The sequence below is a fragment of the Pseudomonas sp. JL23 genome, assembly GCF_056933585.1.
The window spans coordinates 181283-198234 of the sequence record NZ_CM167795.1 but is presented as its reverse complement, the minus strand read 5'-3'; the positions used below and the strand labels follow the sequence as shown (position 1 = coordinate 198234).

11 protein-coding genes and 2 pseudogenes are annotated in these 16952 nt (G+C 52.9%); 7 read left to right on the top strand and 6 right to left on the bottom strand.

Annotation, left to right across the window (positions count from 1 at the left end; all coding sequences use genetic code 11):
• Nucleotides 1-157: 157 nt before the first annotated feature.
• A complete protein-coding gene (locus AC1Z24_RS00955) occupies nt 158-1048 on the top strand; it encodes a LysR family transcriptional regulator (RefSeq protein WP_483744223.1) in 891 nt (296 codons plus the stop codon).
• Between the two features lie 2 nt (nt 1049-1050).
• Here AC1Z24_RS00955 and AC1Z24_RS00950 read toward each other — a convergent pair.
• Nucleotides 1051-1704 (bottom strand): annotated as a pseudogene (locus tag AC1Z24_RS00950) (ATP-binding protein); the annotation flags it as partial.
• Between the two features lie 252 nt (nt 1705-1956).
• Between AC1Z24_RS00950 and AC1Z24_RS00945 the strand changes: the two are divergent.
• The 5 genes from AC1Z24_RS00945 to AC1Z24_RS00925 all read left to right on the top strand — a co-directional run bounded on the left by AC1Z24_RS00945 (nt 1957) and on the right by AC1Z24_RS00925 (nt 7809).
• Nucleotides 1957-2511, top strand: coding sequence for a TnsA endonuclease N-terminal domain-containing protein (locus AC1Z24_RS00945; protein WP_483746497.1), 555 nt, complete (start codon nt 1957-1959; stop codon nt 2509-2511).
• On the top strand, nt 2498-4426 hold the full coding sequence (locus AC1Z24_RS00940; RefSeq protein ID WP_483744222.1) for a Mu transposase C-terminal domain-containing protein: 1929 nt from the start codon (nt 2498-2500) through the stop codon (nt 4424-4426). The genes AC1Z24_RS00945 and AC1Z24_RS00940 overlap by 14 nt, the downstream gene beginning before the upstream one ends.
• On the top strand, nt 4423-5313 hold the full coding sequence (locus AC1Z24_RS00935) for a TniB family NTP-binding protein (protein WP_483744221.1): 891 nt from the start codon (nt 4423-4425) through the stop codon (nt 5311-5313). The genes AC1Z24_RS00940 and AC1Z24_RS00935 overlap by 4 nt, the downstream gene beginning before the upstream one ends.
• On the top strand, nt 5271-6392 hold the full coding sequence (locus AC1Z24_RS00930) for a TniQ family protein (RefSeq protein WP_483744220.1): 1122 nt from the start codon (nt 5271-5273) through the stop codon (nt 6390-6392). Before AC1Z24_RS00935 ends, AC1Z24_RS00930 begins: the two co-directional genes overlap by 43 nt.
• Nucleotides 6393-7062: 670 nt before the next feature.
• The gene (locus tag AC1Z24_RS00925; protein ID WP_483744219.1) at nt 7063-7809 is read left to right on the top strand and encodes a hypothetical protein; all 747 of its coding nucleotides are present in this window, start codon (nt 7063-7065) and stop codon (nt 7807-7809) included.
• 146 nt (nt 7810-7955) lie between these two features.
• On the opposite strand, the pseudogene AC1Z24_RS00920 reads toward AC1Z24_RS00925, so the two are convergent.
• A pseudogene (locus AC1Z24_RS00920) lies at nt 7956-8168 on the bottom strand (hypothetical protein); the annotation flags it as partial.
• 91 nt (nt 8169-8259) lie between these two features.
• Entirely contained in the window at nt 8260-10029 is a 1770-nt protein-coding gene (locus tag AC1Z24_RS00915) for a hypothetical protein (protein WP_483744218.1), read from the bottom strand.
• Between the two features lie 658 nt (nt 10030-10687).
• Between AC1Z24_RS00915 and AC1Z24_RS00910 the strand changes: the two genes are divergently transcribed.
• Nucleotides 10688-11626 carry a hypothetical protein gene (locus tag AC1Z24_RS00910; RefSeq protein WP_483744217.1) on the top strand — a complete coding sequence of 313 codons (939 nt, stop codon included), beginning with the start codon at nt 10688-10690 and terminating at the stop codon, nt 11624-11626.
• Nucleotides 11627-11958: 332 nt separating this feature from the next.
• Here the strand turns inward: AC1Z24_RS00910 and AC1Z24_RS00905 are convergent, their stop codons facing one another.
• From AC1Z24_RS00905 to AC1Z24_RS00895, 3 genes are read right to left on the bottom strand one after another with little or no spacing between them, the layout of a single operon-like run.
• The gene (locus AC1Z24_RS00905; protein WP_483744216.1) at nt 11959-13101 is read right to left on the bottom strand and encodes a 5'-methylthioadenosine/S-adenosylhomocysteine nucleosidase family protein; all 1143 of its coding nucleotides are present in this window, start codon (nt 13099-13101) and stop codon (nt 11959-11961) included.
• On the bottom strand, nt 13101-13547 hold the full coding sequence (locus tag AC1Z24_RS00900; protein ID WP_483744215.1) for a hypothetical protein: 447 nt from the start codon (nt 13545-13547) through the stop codon (nt 13101-13103). Before AC1Z24_RS00900 ends, AC1Z24_RS00905 begins: the two co-directional genes overlap by 1 nt.
• The gene (locus AC1Z24_RS00895) at nt 13544-16516 is read right to left on the bottom strand and encodes a hypothetical protein (RefSeq protein ID WP_483744214.1); all 2973 of its coding nucleotides are present in this window, start codon (nt 16514-16516) and stop codon (nt 13544-13546) included. Before AC1Z24_RS00895 ends, AC1Z24_RS00900 begins: the two co-directional genes overlap by 4 nt.
• Between the last annotated feature and the right edge of the window lie 436 nt (nt 16517-16952).

Here is a 16952-nt window from a genome sequence, read left to right as displayed (position 1 = left end):
CGATGACGCGGTGCAACTGACACACCGCGCCGCTCAATTCGCGGGCAAGCCTCGCTCCCACAAAGCAATGAGGGAAGCCTATGCTTGTGCCACACATGGCGGAAGGCGCACGCTATACAGTTAATACCTGCAGCCAACGCCCCATATGGATAACGCCATGTCGACACCCGACTTCAATCTGCTGATCGCGCTGGATGTCTTGCTCGCCGAAGGCAGCGTCGCCCGTGCCGCCCGGCGTTTGCAGCTCAGCGCGTCGGCCATGAGCCGGACCCTGGCGCGGCTGCGGGAAACTACTGGCGACCCGTTGCTGGTCCGGGCCGGACGCGGCCTGGTGCCGACGCCCCGGGCACTGGAGCTGCGTGAGCGTGTCGCACAACTGGTGCAGGACGCCGAAGCCGTATTGCGCCCGGCCGAGCAGATCGACCTTTCGCAGTTACAACGCACCTTCACCCTGCGCAGCCGCGATGGCTTCGTGGAAAACTTCGGCGCCGCTTTGATCGCCCGCCTCGAACAGGACGCGCCGCACGTACGCCTGCGCTTCATGGCGAAACTGGACAAGGACAGCAGCCTGCTGCGCGACGGCACGGTCGATCTGGAAATTGGCGTCGTCGGCAGCAGCGCCAGCCCCGAGGTGCGTTCGCGGATACTGCTGCGTGATCGCTTCGTCGGCGTGGTGCGCGCGGGCCATGCACTGAGTCACGGCGCCATTACTCCGGAGCGTTATGCATCCGCCCGCCATGTGCTTGTCGCACGCCGCGCCCAAGGCGTTACGCCCATGGATGAGAGCCTGAAAGCACTGGGACTGGAACGGGAAATCACCACCATCGTCGGCGAATTCCCCGCCGCCATGGCCCTGGCCCGCGCCAGCGACCTGGTCGCCACCGTGCCTGAACGGCATGTCAGCCCGCAGCAACACGGGCTGTTCAGCTTTGCCCTGCCGTTCGACACACCGCCTTTGGTTGTTTCAATGCTCTGGCACCCACGCATGGATGCGGACGCAGCGCATCGCTGGTTGCGCGAGTGTGTGCGCGAGGTTTGCTCTGGCTAGTGTCAGTTAGTTGAGGGTCGATACTGCAACGCCTCAGCCAAATGCCCACGGCCAATAGCCTCGACCTCTTCCAGATCGGCCAATGTCCGCGCCACTTTCAGCAAGCGGTGCGCGGCGCGCAGGGATAGGGTCAAGCGTTCGCAGGCAGTCTCCAGCCAGGCTTCATCCTCGGCGGACAACGGACAGTGGCGGCGCAACCCCGGCAGATCAAGGAAGGCATTGGCGCAGCCCTGACGGCGCAGTTGCAGGTCACGGGCCTTAGCGACCAGAGCGGCGGCGCGGGCGGTGTTGTCGTCACTGGGGGCGCCCGGATTGAGGGCGGTGGCCTCTCGGGCGACGGTCAGGTGCAGGTCGATACGGTCGAGCAGAGGGCCGGAGAGTTTGTTGCGGTAGCGCTGAATCTGTTCCGGGGAGCAGCGACAGCGGCCCGTGGGTTCGCCCAGATAGCCGCAGGGGCAGGGGTTCATTGCCGCGACCAACTGGAAGCGTGCCGGGAAACGCACCCGGTCCCGGGCACGGGAGATGACTATATGGCCACTTTCCAGAGGCTCACGCAGCACTTCCAATACGCGGCGGTCGAACTCGGGCAGTTCATCAAGGAATAACACCCCGTGATGGGCCAGGGTGATTTCCCCCGGTTGCGGACGACTGCCACTGTAGGCTTTCGAAATAGACGAGAAATGGATAGGCTGGAGGCCGCTATGGGCCATCAAAACCTTCTGAAATTACTGAGAAACCTGTCGGTAATAAATGAGACCAAATAGAAAATGATCGGAAATAGATGCGACCGGATTAAGCCGGTTCGAAAAATTAAACCGACCCGCCGCAGCATTTCAGGAGTGATGGCTTTCAAAGGGCTAGGTGGGGTCGCATTCGAATCTTCATTGGAAAGAGACTTTCTGAAGCGTATGCGCTTTTCTCACCAAGTTGAGTCGGTCATCTCCCAACCAGTAGAGGTCCCTTTCACCGACTCTCTAGGTCGTCCGCAGATCTACACACCCGATTACCTTGTTTTCTACCACCAGCAGCACTTGCCCTACTTTGGCGAATTGCGGCCGCTGCTTGTGGAGGTAAAGCCGAGGAAGCAATGGGTAGAGAATTGGCGAGACTGGTCAGGTAAATGGAAGGAAGCTCGCAGGCTGGCTCGTAGCCAGGGATGGCAGTTCCGCATTTATGACGAGTCGCGGATTCGCGGCCTTCCGCTCGAAAACATTGTTTTTCTTGAGCGCTTCGAGCGAATGATTTTTGAAAAGGCTGACATCGACGCAGTGCTGAATACGCTGCGCGAGATGGAAGTCGCTCCGGTGCACTACCTCTTGGCGCGGCATTTCAACGGTATTTTCCGCGATCGGGGGGTGTCGCTGCTGTGGCACCTGATCGCCACGCGTCAGGTTGACTGCGACATCACCGAACCTCTGAACCATGACCTCGAACTCTGGGTGCCCGATCATGAAGCTATATGAGGACGACACTAGCGAGCATCTGGTTCCGTTTGAGCCCGTTCGGTCTCGCGTGGCTATTGAAGTCGGCGCAATGGTGCGTCGGGACAAGCAGATCTACCGGATTGTTCAGATCTTGGATCTGCAAACGGTGATTGCGACTGAGGTCGATACAGGTCGCAGTGCAGCCCTTCAAATTCTGGATCTCAGGGCTGTGGATGCGGAGAAACTGGATGGCCTGTACGTTAACCACGATATCAGTAGCATCAGTTCGGATGCGTGGGCTATCGCGCAAAAGCGCTACTCCGCCATTCTGCCGTTGCTAGGCAATACGGTTCTGTCCAAAGAGACCGTAGCAGCGCGTGCGAGGGCGACCGGCACCAGCCAGGCAACTCTTTACCGTTGGCTGAATCGCTACAATCGGTGGAATGAGGTTTTGGCTCTTGTGCCACGCAAACGAGGTTGGCGCGAGGGCAGTACGCGCCTCTCCGTCGAAGGAGAAAAGCTCGTTCAAGAGGTGCTGGATGATTACTACCTGACTGAGCAACGGTATACGGTTCAGTCCACGATTTCGGAGATTGAACGCAGAGCGCGAGCACTAGACATTCAGCCTCCGGGTGCATCCGCCATCAGGGCTCGGATCCGACAGATTCCCGAGGTAGTGAAGCTTCGCCGGCGCGGATATGCCGAACAGGCGAACAATAGACACACGCCTTCAGTCGGTCAATTTCCAGACGAAGGCTATCCCCTAGCCGTTGTGCAGATTGACCACACCCCAGTCAATCTCATTGTGGTGGACGAACGACATCGCAAGCCAATTGGTCGGCCATGGCTCACACTAGCCATAGATATCTATTCTTGCATGATCGCTGGCTACTACTTGGCGTTCGAGTCGCCTTCCGAGACATCTGTGGCGATGTGCATCGCACATTCGATTTTGCCCAAGGAAGCTTGGCTGGCCGCCCACGACATCCGTGGAGAATGGCCGGTATGGGGTTTTCCGCGCACTATTCACACCGACAACGGAGCAGACTTCAGGGCGCAGAATATCGTAGATTCCTGTAAGAACTACGGGATAGACAGCGTTTTCCGACCATCCAAAGTTCCAAAGTACGGTGGTCGAGTCGAGCGGGTGCTTGGCACCTTCATGAGAATGGTGCACGAGCTACCGGGCACCACCTTCAGTAACCCTCAGGAGCGTGAGGGTTATGACTCGGAAGCCAAAGCCGTTCTTACAATGGCAGAGTTCGAAGTATGGCTAGTTCGGTCAATTTTGAAGTACCACCAGACCTATCATAAAAAGATCCACATGAGTCCTGCTCGCAAGTGGCAGTTGGCATTTTTTGGCAATCGGGAGGTGGATCCTCTGATCAGTGTGCCGGCGCGACCAACCGACCCCTTGGCGGTGCAGCTGGATTTTCTTCCGTCCGTTCGCAGGACTGTGCAGACGTATGGCGTGCAGTGGGATCTGTTCTACTACTCCGAGGCGCTGCGTCATTGGATCAACCGTAAGGACCCCGCGACCGGGAAAGCACTCAAGCTGCTCTTCAGGCGGGATCCGAGAGATGTCAGTGTCATTTGGTTCTACGACCCGGTTCTAAAGCAATATTTCCGAGTGCCTGCCTCATACCAGGCATTTCCAGCAGTGACTCTCTGGGAATATCACGCTGCCAAGGACAAAGCCGTCAGCGAAGGGCGCGAGAACATAGATGATGCATTGATCGCCGAGTACGCCGTCGAAAATCGAAAGCTTGTCGAGGAGGCGTCAGCGACCAGCAAGAAAGCTCGTAAAGACGCGCAGAAGAGTCGTACTCACAGCAGGAAGGGAACGCCGGCCCAACCAACAAAGCCCGTTGCGAAGCTGGTACTCGATCCCGTTCCGGAGGATTCTGACCTACTTATGCTTTCGGAGGTGGAATCAACAGGTGAAGTCGAATGAGCACATACGAACACATTCATCCTGATTTTCGGCCAGTGTTGCAGCTGAGTGATCGGGATCGGATCCTTTTCATGGGAGAGGAGCGCTGGATCGGGTATGCATCGGCTCGCACTGTCCTAGGCACGCTCAATGACCTGATCGTCATGCCCAAGCGAGCTCGCATGCCTAATCTGCTGATTGTGGGCGATTCCAACAACGGCAAGACGACCATCATTCGGCGCTTCCAGAAAACGCATGGCGACGGGTACGTCGACGAAAATGATGATCCGGTCCGCCCCTTGATTCTGGCGGAGGCACCTTCGGCTGCTGACGAGAAGGCGCTGTATGTGGCTTTGTTGGAGCAGCTATGGATGCCTTACAGGATCACGGATACCAAGTTGGCATTGCGTTACCAGGTGATCCATTCCTTCCGTGAGCTCAGGGTCAGAATGCTGATCATTGATGAGTTCCATTCGTTGCTGACGGGCTCTGCGATCAAGCAGCGTGAGGTGATGAACGCCTTGAAGTCGCTTTGCAATGAGCTGGTGATACCGATCATTGGTGTCGGCACAACGGATGCAGTTCGTATCCTTCATCATGATCCACAACACGCCAGTCGCTTCGATGTCATCAAGCTCGATCAGTGGAAGCTCGACCCCGAATTCCAGCGAATGCTCAAAGGGTTTGAGTCGATATTGCCGCTGAAGAAGCCCTCTGGGTTGGCACATCCAGACAAGGCTCGGCGTGTTCACGCAATTTCCGGCGGTAACCTGGGGAATGTGCACCGGCTTCTGATGGAATGTTCGAAGCAAGCCATAGTTTCCGGTAAGGAGTGCATTGACATAGAACTTATCGAGAGCATGTCATGGTTGCGTCCTACTCGTGGCATTCGGGAGCAGGCCCTCTAAACCCGATCTGGCCCCTTAGTAAACCGCTGCTCGCCGACGAGCTTCTCAGTTCGTGGATTGTCAGGATGGCACTTGCTCACGGTTGCTCCCCCGCAACGTTGACCGCAATTGCATGGCCTGGCTTTAGAGCTTGGGCAAGTGATCTGGATAGATCTGTGGCAGAGAGCAGGCTTGCGGTTCTTAGCGGGCTGTCGGGTGTACCTTACGCGAGTCTGCAGTCCGCTACCCTTGGGCGTACGATGTTCTCGATCGTGCATCGGTCTGACAGACTGCCGTGCGGGAGTTGGCCCTGGCTAACGGTGCTGGGTTGCAGAGGGGGGCATCATAGCGGGGGGCTGCAATGCTGCCCGGATTGCATTTCGCAATACAACTCGCGGTACTGCATTCAATGGCGCCTAGCTTGGCATACCTGCTGCCCTATCCATGGGGTAAAGCTTGTTGATCGGTGTGGACGTTGTCTGGCTCCTCTGCAGCCGGAACTTCTGAGAGCCGGTGCCTCGCTCAGCGACTGCCATAGGTGCGGTGCTTCACTAAGCGGCGGAGCTCGGAGCGCTGCTGCAGAAGCTGCTCTGGCTTTCCAGAGGTACGTGGACGAAAGCATTGGCCTTCGGCCCATGTACGGAACATCGTCTCTCGATTTTCGCGATTGGTTGAGCGTTGCACGAACCATGGTGAGCTTTGCCCAAACAGCAGTACGTCGACATAGCGTTGCTGCTGGGCGATTCTTCGAATCACTGGGCATATTGCCTGAGTCTCTCCAGCCGATTCCGTTGGGGTTGCCTCTCGAATACCTCTCTCCCGCTGATCGCTCTGTGCTGCTCAGCATCGTGTGGGTAATAATGTCGGCTGGGCCAGAAAAGTTTATCGAAGCGGCGCGACATGAGTTGCTTCCAGCCTCGACTCTGCACTTTTCCCCCAATAGTGCGCCTCCAGTTCTGCTGGATTTGGTCGCAGCACTCCAGTCGCCTAGGCATCACTTGGTAAGTGGTGTTGGCCGTCAACATCCCAGTAGCCCTGCGCAGACGCTGCGTATGTGGCTGCGACTGAAGCGAAAGGTCAGACGACGTGGCATCCGTTGAACATTTGGATCGCTGTGAATGCGACGGCTGCGGCCGTGTCATAGCGCAGCCCAAAAGGGTTTACCAAGAAAAGCGCTATTGCGGGAACTGCTATCCGCGATTGTTCAAGCGTCGACTCTGTCTTGGCTGCGGCAATTTCTCCAGGCTTCCGACTTTCAATAAGGCGGCGCGCTGTAGCGCCTGTTTAAGGAGTAGGCCATGTGCCCGATGCAGCAAGGTCGATTTCAAAGTTGGGCGAATCACTCCCTATGGGCCTGTGTGCAAGCCCTGTGCAGTGCACTTCCGTGAACCGGCACTCTGCGAATCCTGCGGGACGCATTCACAGCGAACAGCGAGGAGCACGCTGACCGGTAAATTGCTTTGCCAAAAATGCAGTGGGCTTGCTGCCGAGACATGCCCTGATTGCCGGCGACATCGCGTATTGCTTGCGGGACCTGATGGTCGGCGGCGCTGCAAGGTCTGCATCTCAGTGGGTGTGCATGCGTGCTTGACTTGTGGTGTCAGTACACCAGCCGGGCGCGGCGAAGAATGTGAGCAATGCTATTGGGAGAGAACCTTCCACAAGCGCTTGGCAATTAACGTTGCCGGATTGAGCGTCCCATCCATGGCGCAGCGGTTTCAGCGATTCGGAAGTTGGGCTTTGCTTGAGCTTGGGCCCAAGGCGGGAGCCTTGAAAATCAACATTTATTACGAGTTCTTCAAAGAGCTCGAAAACGTCTGGCAGGATGTGCCTCCGTACGTTCAACTGCTGCGGCATTTCTCGGCTGAAGGATTGCGCCGTGCCCGCGTTCCGGTGCGCTGGCTGAGCGAGCTCGACGGTTTGATGGTATGCGCGCATGCCCGCGAAACAGATTCTGAACAGCGACGTGTGCAGGGCATCATGGAGCAACCCCGAGATCTATGGTCCCAGCAGTTGATTGTCGGTTATTACCGCATGCTGCAAAGCCGCTTGGAGGCCGGTGACATTAGCCTAAGATCAACCAGGCTCGCCTTACGATCTGCCTCTGATTTGCTGGATCACTCGCAGTTGAAGGCCACCGCCATGGTTGACCAGAAAGCGCTCGATGGTTATTGGCGTAGGTCGCCGGGTACGGTGGCAAGTGTCACCGGGTTCATCGGGTACTTGAATAAAGTTTACAGCGCGGGACTGAACTCTCGTCCGGATACGGATTGGGCAAGACGACAGAAACTAGCAAAACGCGAGCGAGAGCTTGTCGAGTTGCTGCCACAACGCGACGAGACAATTGATTTTGAGTCTCGATGGATTGTTAAGGCCTTGGCCTATTTCCATGGTATCGGCAGGATCAGTCGCAAGGCACTGGTTTATGTTCCTGCAACCTATCAAGGGACTGCAGGATTCAACATTGAATGCCCACAAGGGGTGCTGTGGGTGCCATCAGCGGGCACCTATGAGTGAACCATCGTCGATTAACGGGTAATCCATGGATCTGGCCATCTCTCTGCATTCGACCTGACCATCATGCTGCGCGGCCGCAGCCTGCGGAAAGTGTCCCATAGCAGTAAGTCATCTATGACTCCAGAGTCCGGGGTAGTTATATAGAACTGCCGTAGTTGCATGATCGCGTCCGCAATCGCTTTTGAATTTGCATCCAGGGTTTCCATGGCTGCCACTGCATTGGCTGCAACACTCTCTACACCATTCTCTGAAAGCCACTTGGTGATGTCTTCGATCGCTGCGCCTAGGGCGTGCTGGTTGTGCAGGAGCAGTGTCAGAGCATCGGCCGTGGCGATCTTGCAGTTTGAGTAGTCAGTCATGACGGTCGTCCTTGGAAAGAGCTTCCGGAAGCCTAGTTATCTTGCCGGCTACAGCGGGGCGCTTCTCTAGGGAGTCGTTATAGCTCCTCGATCAGACAAGCACTAGATCAAGCTCACCGAATTTGTTGATAAGGATGTTCCGGTAAAGAATTTCCTTGTCATGTTTGCCATGGTTAAACGTGACGTATTCTTCTGGGTACAGTTTCTTGAGTTTGCTGAACACCCCTCTGTAGCCGGGAATCCTTCGGCATAGCTCGTTGACGAAATGCTTGAAGGCCTCTTCATTTCCGCTGAACGTCATCAACAGTCCTGCAGATCCCGGAGGGATTTCACCTTTTTTCCCGTCCTTCCGCTGAACCTCGAAGCAAAAGAAATTGCCCTTGTTCGTCTTGATGCGGACGATCAATATTCCCCGTCGCAGTCCGGCGCTTCGGTCGAGATACAGCCAGGAGCGCACATCTGATGGAAGATCCTCTTCGTTTTCGACCACGAGCTCAACGACACCGAGTGGCGGCTTACTGCTGAATCGTGCCACGGGCGTGTACCAGTCAACGCGCAGGATCTTTTCCGGATTGTCAGCGGCGATTGATTTGAGTGCATTCCAGATGTCCATGAAAAAGCCTTGTGTTTCCAGCGCCACGTCAGGCGCTGTCTCATGCTCTGCATCCGACACGGTCTCAAGCTTGCCGACGTTCTTTCCACTTCCGGTGCCAGTACCTGCAGAAACTCCTTCTGCCTCAGGTGGCGCTGGGCCAAGTGGGCTTTTATTGGCTTTCACGACAGATTTTGATTTCTTCACTGGCCGTTTTTCGCCAAGCACTTTGAAAGGCGCGGCTTTCGCCTCGTAGATTTCGGCATGTCGATCGGGCTCAATCGTGGAGCGTTCTTGGAGGAACTCTTCGAGGGCAGCGCTTTTGATCGGGCGCGGCAGCACGATTCTTCCGAGGCCATCCATGCCTTCGCTGCTGTCGAACTTCAGTTTTTGAAATTCAACTTCAGGACCTTTGGGCATGCTTGTTCCCATCAGATCCAAGCACAAAAAAGTTTTTCCGCCATTCAGCCATTTGCCCCGACCGAGGATCTCACCATGACCTTCGAACCATGGTTCGCATTTGAGGAGCATGGGCTTGCCCGGTGCTTGAGACATGAATTGCGAATTCACCCTTTTTACAACGCTAGCCGTGTACGGGTCGTAGAGAATGTGAGCCAGGAACACTGCGTCGAAGAAGCGCATTCTCGGGCCCGGGCGAACTAGCCAAACGGGTAGATTACGCTCTGCTTTCGGGTTTTGATAAAGAACGTTAAACACATCGTCCCAGCGCAAATTAGCAAGGGCCCTGCAGATCTCCATGTTTCTGGCATAGGCACGTACGAAGTACTCTGTGCAGGGGATCAGTAGATTTTTATCATCACCCAACGAGAAGTCGAGAAGCTTGCAGGCATCGTCGTTTCCCTTGAGTAACGGATACTCGTCATCAGAGAAAAGTTTCCCTTGATCCGCGGCGATGAGCCCTCTGCGTGAGGTAATCCGCCGTCTTGATGCGTTGAAGTTTACCGCTAGCCTTGCCGTGTCGAGCTCGGTGTCTGATATGCAGTGACCATTGCGCCAGATTGTGCCGACTCTGTAATGGGGAAGGCTGGTGAAGGGAACGTGGGCCACCTTAAATTCACCAGGGACGTTATCCTTCAGTTCGCGGAACAGTACGGCCGCAAGGGGGATGGACATCGCCCTGTTATTACGCATCACTGGGCCGTACCACCAGACGATGTAGTCGCCTACCCAGTTTTGAGTTTTGCTATCAGGATTCCTGAGGTCAGGCCTTTGGTATGCAAAATTGCAACGCGTCACTGCTTTGGTCACCGACCATTCTCTCCTGACTTGCAGTTCAACCCATTCCACGCTTCATCGACACCGCCGATGTGCTACTTGTTTGCCATCACTTGCCAACGCCAGTGTATCTACTCGTTTTGTTTGATGCGATGAAAATTGGCGCCGGCTTTCCGTCAGCTGTCGGCTCGTTTAAATCAACTGGAACAGTGGACGTATTCGCGGACGACCAGGGGCGCTGATCAAACCAGGGAGGGTAAGAGTTCTGATCAAGGGGTCAGCAGTGAGAAATAGCAGCCATAGAGCTGCTAACGTCAATGTACGCAAAGTCGCATAACTATGATTATCCGTACATGGCAGGCCTCTCAACTGATGCAGTATTTTACTCAGCTGAAGCGATCCGCTGACCTAATGCTACAGCCATCATGGTAAGGTCTGAAAGCTAAGGCCAAGGATCGGACCATTTATGCACAAACTTCCCAGCTCTGCGTTCGACCAATTTCGACACATTCAGCCACCAAGCACATGGCAAGAAATGCAGAGCTTCTGTCTTGATGCGTTCCCTCTCGTGCAGGAAAGATTCAGCACCGGGCGTCCACGGACCGCGAATTACTGGGCCTCGTCTGGATATGGAAAAAACGGTGACACGCAGCACGGCGTAGATGTTTTCGATCACTTTTCGACTACTACAATGCAGTGCAAACGTGTAGACAATTTCGATCTACCCCTTTTAAAGAAAGAACTTAAGCTCCTGAAAGACTACCGCAGTCCTCTTAGCGCTCACTTCATCGTCACCTCACTCGAAGAGACCAACCGAACCGTCACCGATTATGTGCGAGAGCACAACGACGCGCTGGATTGTGATCCCGTCTGCGGACAAGTTCCACCGATGCTCCCCGCAACGCGCCTTCCAAAGCTTTATGTGCTGAATTGGCCAGATGTTAGAAACATCCTCTGTACGGATCCCTTTCTGGCCATGAAGTGGCGGTTCAATCCTCCCCACGCGGAGTACCTCGACCTCAATGGTGTCGACCTTGGATCCTTGATATGGGCAGCCAACACCATGGGCTGCTCGATACCACCCGGTGGGGGGGGAAAGAGCGATCGAGTTCTGGCCGCAATCAGAGCAATGACACAGCCGTTGGACGCAGATCAAATAGAATTCCTGGGCAGCTCGGAAACCATTGCATCCGCAACAATCCACGCACTGCGTATTTTTGGGGAGCGTGTAAACGAGACTTGGAAACAGGGGCTAAGGGTCAAGCCCGCGATCACGTATTGCGAGAGCCTAGATGGTGTTCAGAGGCTTAAGGGGTTGAAGTTTCTCAATGCGATCGTGCCTTTCCAAGCGCGTATCGAAGCCTTTAAATATCTAAACCGCCTCGCAGATATGGCAGGCCGACTGGTAGACCTACTCGACAATGAGCACAGCTTCGTATTCGGCTATACAGATGAGGAGTATGAAGGCAGAAGCTTCGAGGTGGAGAACGAGTGGATCCGACACTACAACTTCACAGATGACGACGTTGATTCGTCGCTTTTGTACATCCCTCGAGAAAAGGTAGTAGGAACTGCCCAGATGATTGCAAGCGAGCTTCGGAAGGTCCGGGTAAATAATCCTCCTGCGTAAGGGGCTTGGCGAAACGGTGCGCGAACGAGCGCGGTGTAACCCAGCAGTGATTAGTGGTTTGTATGGCTATGCCGACAGTTCGGATGGCTCAAATGGACAGCGCTAGCCGCTCAATCTCTGGACGTTTATAATCGCAGACTTGCGAAACTTAGTCCGCTTTCGGCGGCTAAGCCGAAACGGAAGACGATCGTGCAGTCCATTCCTAAGTGATCAGCTCGCGACTCTACGATCTTTAGGTAAAACAACTTAGACAGACCGCCAAGAAAAGCCTTGGCGGTCTAATGAAGCCTCAACGATTCATCCGCAAGATAGTATTGAATAGTACAGCACCGTTACCGCTGCTGCGCAAAAAAATCCTGAGCTGCCTTGATAATGAATTTGGCTGAAATGTAAGACCCATAGTTATGCAAAGCATCTGATTTGTCCACATCACCCAAATCGACCACTGTCTTCGCGCAGATACAATGAGGCTTCTCGGCGGAAAGCTCGGCTGCGCGATGAATTGCAAAAACCTCCATATCAAGTGCGTTGACTTTGCGATGAATGGTCTGAATCTGATCCATTAGCTCTTGGTTCGCAATTACGGCCGAACCACTCGTGAAAATGCCAACTTCGGGAATGTGTGCAGTGTCCGGACGTTTGCCTCTAAAGCCATTCTCGAGTTCGGAGATGATATTTTCGTCACCAGCAAGTAACTTTAGGTTCGTGAGTGTGTTGTGATCGGTGCTAACCTGATACGGTTCATGCCGGAACCCATCTGCGGCCCATTTACCAGATTGGTATTCGTACGCCATGCTGGAGAAGAGCAGCTGCCCCATTTCGGCGCGCCCTTTAAAGCCGCCGCAAATGCCGCTCATGGCCACAAGTTTAGGCTTGAAACGGTCGATAGTCTGGCCCGCTATAATGGCAGCATTCACCAATCCCATCTGCGGAAGAACTATAACCGAGCCCTTGCGTCCGCTGATTTCAATATCGTAACTGTCGAGTCCTGCGCGGTTTGACCTCCTTCCAGGGTTCAGCACGACGTAGGGATTTCGCTCTTCCGAGAGGGCGCAGAAGATGAGAAAATCAAATCGAATATTCTTGTTAAGCTGAATGATCAGGTGGTTTAGCGTGGACTGCCATCCAGCTTTGTTTGCAAAGTCCGCCAGAATGCATCCGTGGGCTTCAAATTTTTCTCGCAAGCCTGGGAAGTCGGATGGATAGGAACTGATGGCAAGCAGCAACGCGTTGTCCTTACCCGCTTTGATGATAGATTCAAGAATCGCTTCACCATTCTGAGAGGCGATACCGTTGTCCAGGCTTGGGAGTTTAAAGTCAATTATAAACAGCCCGATATCATTATTCAGGTTAGCGGTGAAGTCCGTCATATTCTTGGCATGAATGATATCTTGTTCAGTGATCCCTCTACTAATCAAGTGCTCGACGATATCGCGAGCCTTGTTTTTGTCGTCTTCGATCAGCATTATTTTCATTACAAACCCTTTAATATAGAAACAATGCGCTGAAGCGTCGCTGCGGACTTATAGTGGTACAGCACGGCGCCGATAACGTTTTGGCTATATTTTTCGCTAATTATTTTTGGGGAGTCCTTGAGTTTTACTTTGGTGCCACCTATGTAAAAATCCGGGTACTGCGTAACAATGATAACTTTGGTTGATTTCTTCTTCGACTTCAGGGCGCGGAGAACTTCAATGCCACCTTGCGCCTGGTCGTGGCCTTTTTTATTGTCGTCGGCGCTCTCTCCAAATGTTGACAGCGCCATATCCAAAATTATTAAATCAAAGTCATACTTCATGACTTTCAGCACGGCGCTACTCACTCCATCCACAAACTCTGGAGGTGAAGAAAACACATCCATCACACACTTATGAATTTCATCGCGTTTGTGCGTTTCGTCTTCAACAAGCAAGATCTTCATGCAGGCTCACCATTATCAGCTTCCTCTTGCACCGTCTCCATATGCATGGAAAACCCGAGAGTAAGCTGCCTTTCGTCATCGTTAACCTTACAACGGATCGTGTGCGCACTTTCACTATTACGTGTAATAAATTTCAGCTTTTTAATACCCGTATAGCCTTCAGTTACCATATCCGACCCAGCCTCAGCCGAATCTAATGCGCTATAGATTCGTGCTTTGGATGCTTCGTATGTATCTTCGGCCACCGTCGACGTGATAGCCACGGAAACCATTTCCAGCATGGAGTCGGAATCCGCTCTTGTCGCGCAGACGTCCACCGATATTTTCGTATGCTCCTCACCGTGTTTATGGGCGTTTTGGAGCAGAACCGCGAGGCAGTCGTAAAGTCGATGGACGCTGATACCCGTGTACTTGGTATCGACGGAGTCGCCAGAAAAATCAACTGAGTTCGGCCGGTTCAGTTCGATCAAAATTATTTGGCACAGATCCCTGACTGAAGCCGAGATAAATCCGGTTTGCGGTACCTGAAACCAGTCAGCGACTTTCCTGAACACCTCATTGACCGCTTCATGAAGCTCTGCCTTCATCTGCCCTTCCAGCGCGGCATATCCAGAAAATGACTTCTCGATGGAAGCATTAGCCTCCTTCAGGAGCGTCGTTTTTATAAAACGCGCAGCACTTTCTAGTTGAGGCGTGATCTGGCGCCAGCAAAAAGCGATGATCAGATCATTGAGCAACTCACTGCTGCCTGCGGTCCTTAATGTGTTCGATAGTTTCCTAATGTTTTCCTTCGTCGCAGGATCATCCACATCGATGGCAGCGTTGAAAAGAGATCCACTAGGCTTGAACTGCAGGTGGTCCCGACGCAGCTTGTCGATGATGGCCTTATAAGAGGCCATCCAGGCATCGACTGTGCGACGCATCAGCTGGCTGGATGTGATGCTGCGGTACTCTTGCTTTCGCAGCACAGCGTCCACAGTGTCCGTGGTCACGCCATCGAGCGTGTTGTGTCGAATCCTTCTGCCCAGGTACGACTGGATACCAAACTCGGTATTGAGGCAGAACTGTTCAAACGCATCCTTAGCAATTTGGGTTATCAAATATTCGCTTTGGTTGTTGATCTGAACGAAGAGTATACCACTCTCGTTCCTCGCCTCTATGCTAGGAAACAGAGAACGATACTGCTCAGTCGGAATCGTCGGATTACTGTCCAACCATTTTTTCATTGACACACTGTCGACATACATGCGGCTGCTATCAAAGTATTTTTGTAGTTTTGACACTTTCGAGCGAGTCGTGATTGCATCCGCCTCGATGATGTACTCAATGCGGTTGAGTTTTTGTCCCACTATTGTAAGAATTTCACAACGAATTGCAGACGCTTGTGACGCATTAGTCACGAGCGTGTACATTTTTTCGAGTGTGACCTCGTCAAGTGACCCCAGTATGTAGCTGGCAATTTGAGGGGTTCCATCCAATAAATTGCTGATAAAATCCGCAATCGATCCGTTGTGCGAACTGTTCACATGAGAGATGAAATCCGTTCTAAAGTCGAAGTCAACATCAGGGTCCACTGACTTTTTCCTGAACAGCGCCAGTGCCAACACGGCCACGAGACTTTTTGATTCTGGCGGTGCAGTGTCATAGAGAGCCCTCATCTCTTCTTCGCTGAGTAGCATCTCTAGTTCCATAGTATTCTCAAATATGGATCTGATATCACTTTTGGACAAATACAGAAGATTCGTACGGTCTGCCACAAAACGCAAGAACTGATAAGTCCTATAAAAAGGGTCCATCTCGACAGCAATATTTTCGTTTTTTTGAACGGCTCCATTCGCTTCAAGCAATAGATGCTGCTCGTACAGCGGAGCAGCAAAAACTCCCGGCTCTCCTTCGAAAATCTCGGCCAGCAACCGGGCGCCAATGACTTTGTCAAGCTGATGCCGGTAGATAGCAAGCTTAGGTCGCTCCAAAAAGGCGGCAGATACACGGTAGAGGTCCAGTGTAGCTATACCTTCCTCGTTCTGTGACCTGTAGAAGTCTGTAACGATTTCTATGCCTGCCTCACTGCTGATCTTATTTATAGTAGACAGTAGCGCCTCAAGAAATCGTACATCTAAATGCCGCTCAAGTTCCTGGCGTACCATGCCGAGTTCGTGCGAAAGGTTAAATATCACAATCACTGCATAGACAGTGTCCAGTAGACACGACTCGGTTGCGCGCAAAAGGAATCCGGCGCAGTCCGCTTCGTTAAGAGGTGTTGGAATGAAATTGCTTAAAGTAACCGATTTTCTGATATCGCCGGTTACTCGTCCAACGAGAGCGCTCACACGCCGCTGAGCCACTTGAAAAAGAGAGATTTTGGGGCTGAGATTCTCCAGGGCACTGAAATGCAGCCCGGCATTTTCTCTATGACGGATTTCATCCTCAATCTGCGTTGTTTTCTCAAGGGTGGTCGCAGGAAGTTCGCGCGCTGTACGAAGATACGCTAATTTGTAAGATAGAAAGTTGGATGCGCCGTATTTCTTGCTCATATCGAGAAGGACGTCTAGCGCAAAATCTGTCTCAATTTTTTCAAGCGGCGATAGCGACTGAACGTATCGCAAACACTCGATCGCGTTTTCCAACGATGAATTGATATATCCGGCGGTGTAGCACGCTTCCTTCTTCGAGTTCAGCGGCGTAATCGAAGTCATACTGAAAAGATCATTGCTCGTTTTTTTTATCGTTTTACTAAATGGGTTATACTCTTCAAGTAGCCCATATGGCCCCTTAAGAATTGCACCGATCAAACGTATGTCGCTAGACGTATTATCCTTTCGTATTGACTCAATATCGCTCGGATTCAGATGCGGTCTTGATGCATGTCCACGCAGCAGATTTCGTTTGTCTGTATTTTTTACTCTAGCGATGAGCCCATGAAGTCGGCCATCGCGATGTACTTTAGGAGTGTGGAAGTTCAGTGCCATGGGGCCTACCAATAAAGATATTAAGCTATGTATTGATATTATTTTTAATGCCTAGCCGCTAAGCGCTGCTGGCCCTGCTATTCACCAACCAAAAGCGAGAATGTCCCCTCGATGCTTTATTATCAATAGCAGCGATAGAAACACTCTCATTCCTGAATGGGTCCAACGCCCACCGTGCCGGTATTAAACCTGTAAACCTTGGCCGCTTGCGAAAATACGCACGGACGTGTTCTATTCGACTCGCCTGAGTTTGCGTGTAAGCTACATTGATCGTTTCGTGCGCGAATTGCGAAAAGCGTATATGGATCTCAACCAATCCGTTCCATGGTCGCAACATACGAGGGTATTTCCATATAACCCAAAAAGATTTGTAGATATTGCCTCCATTAGAGGCATTTTGCCACCCCTTTAGGTCGACATTTGGAAAAAATCTTCT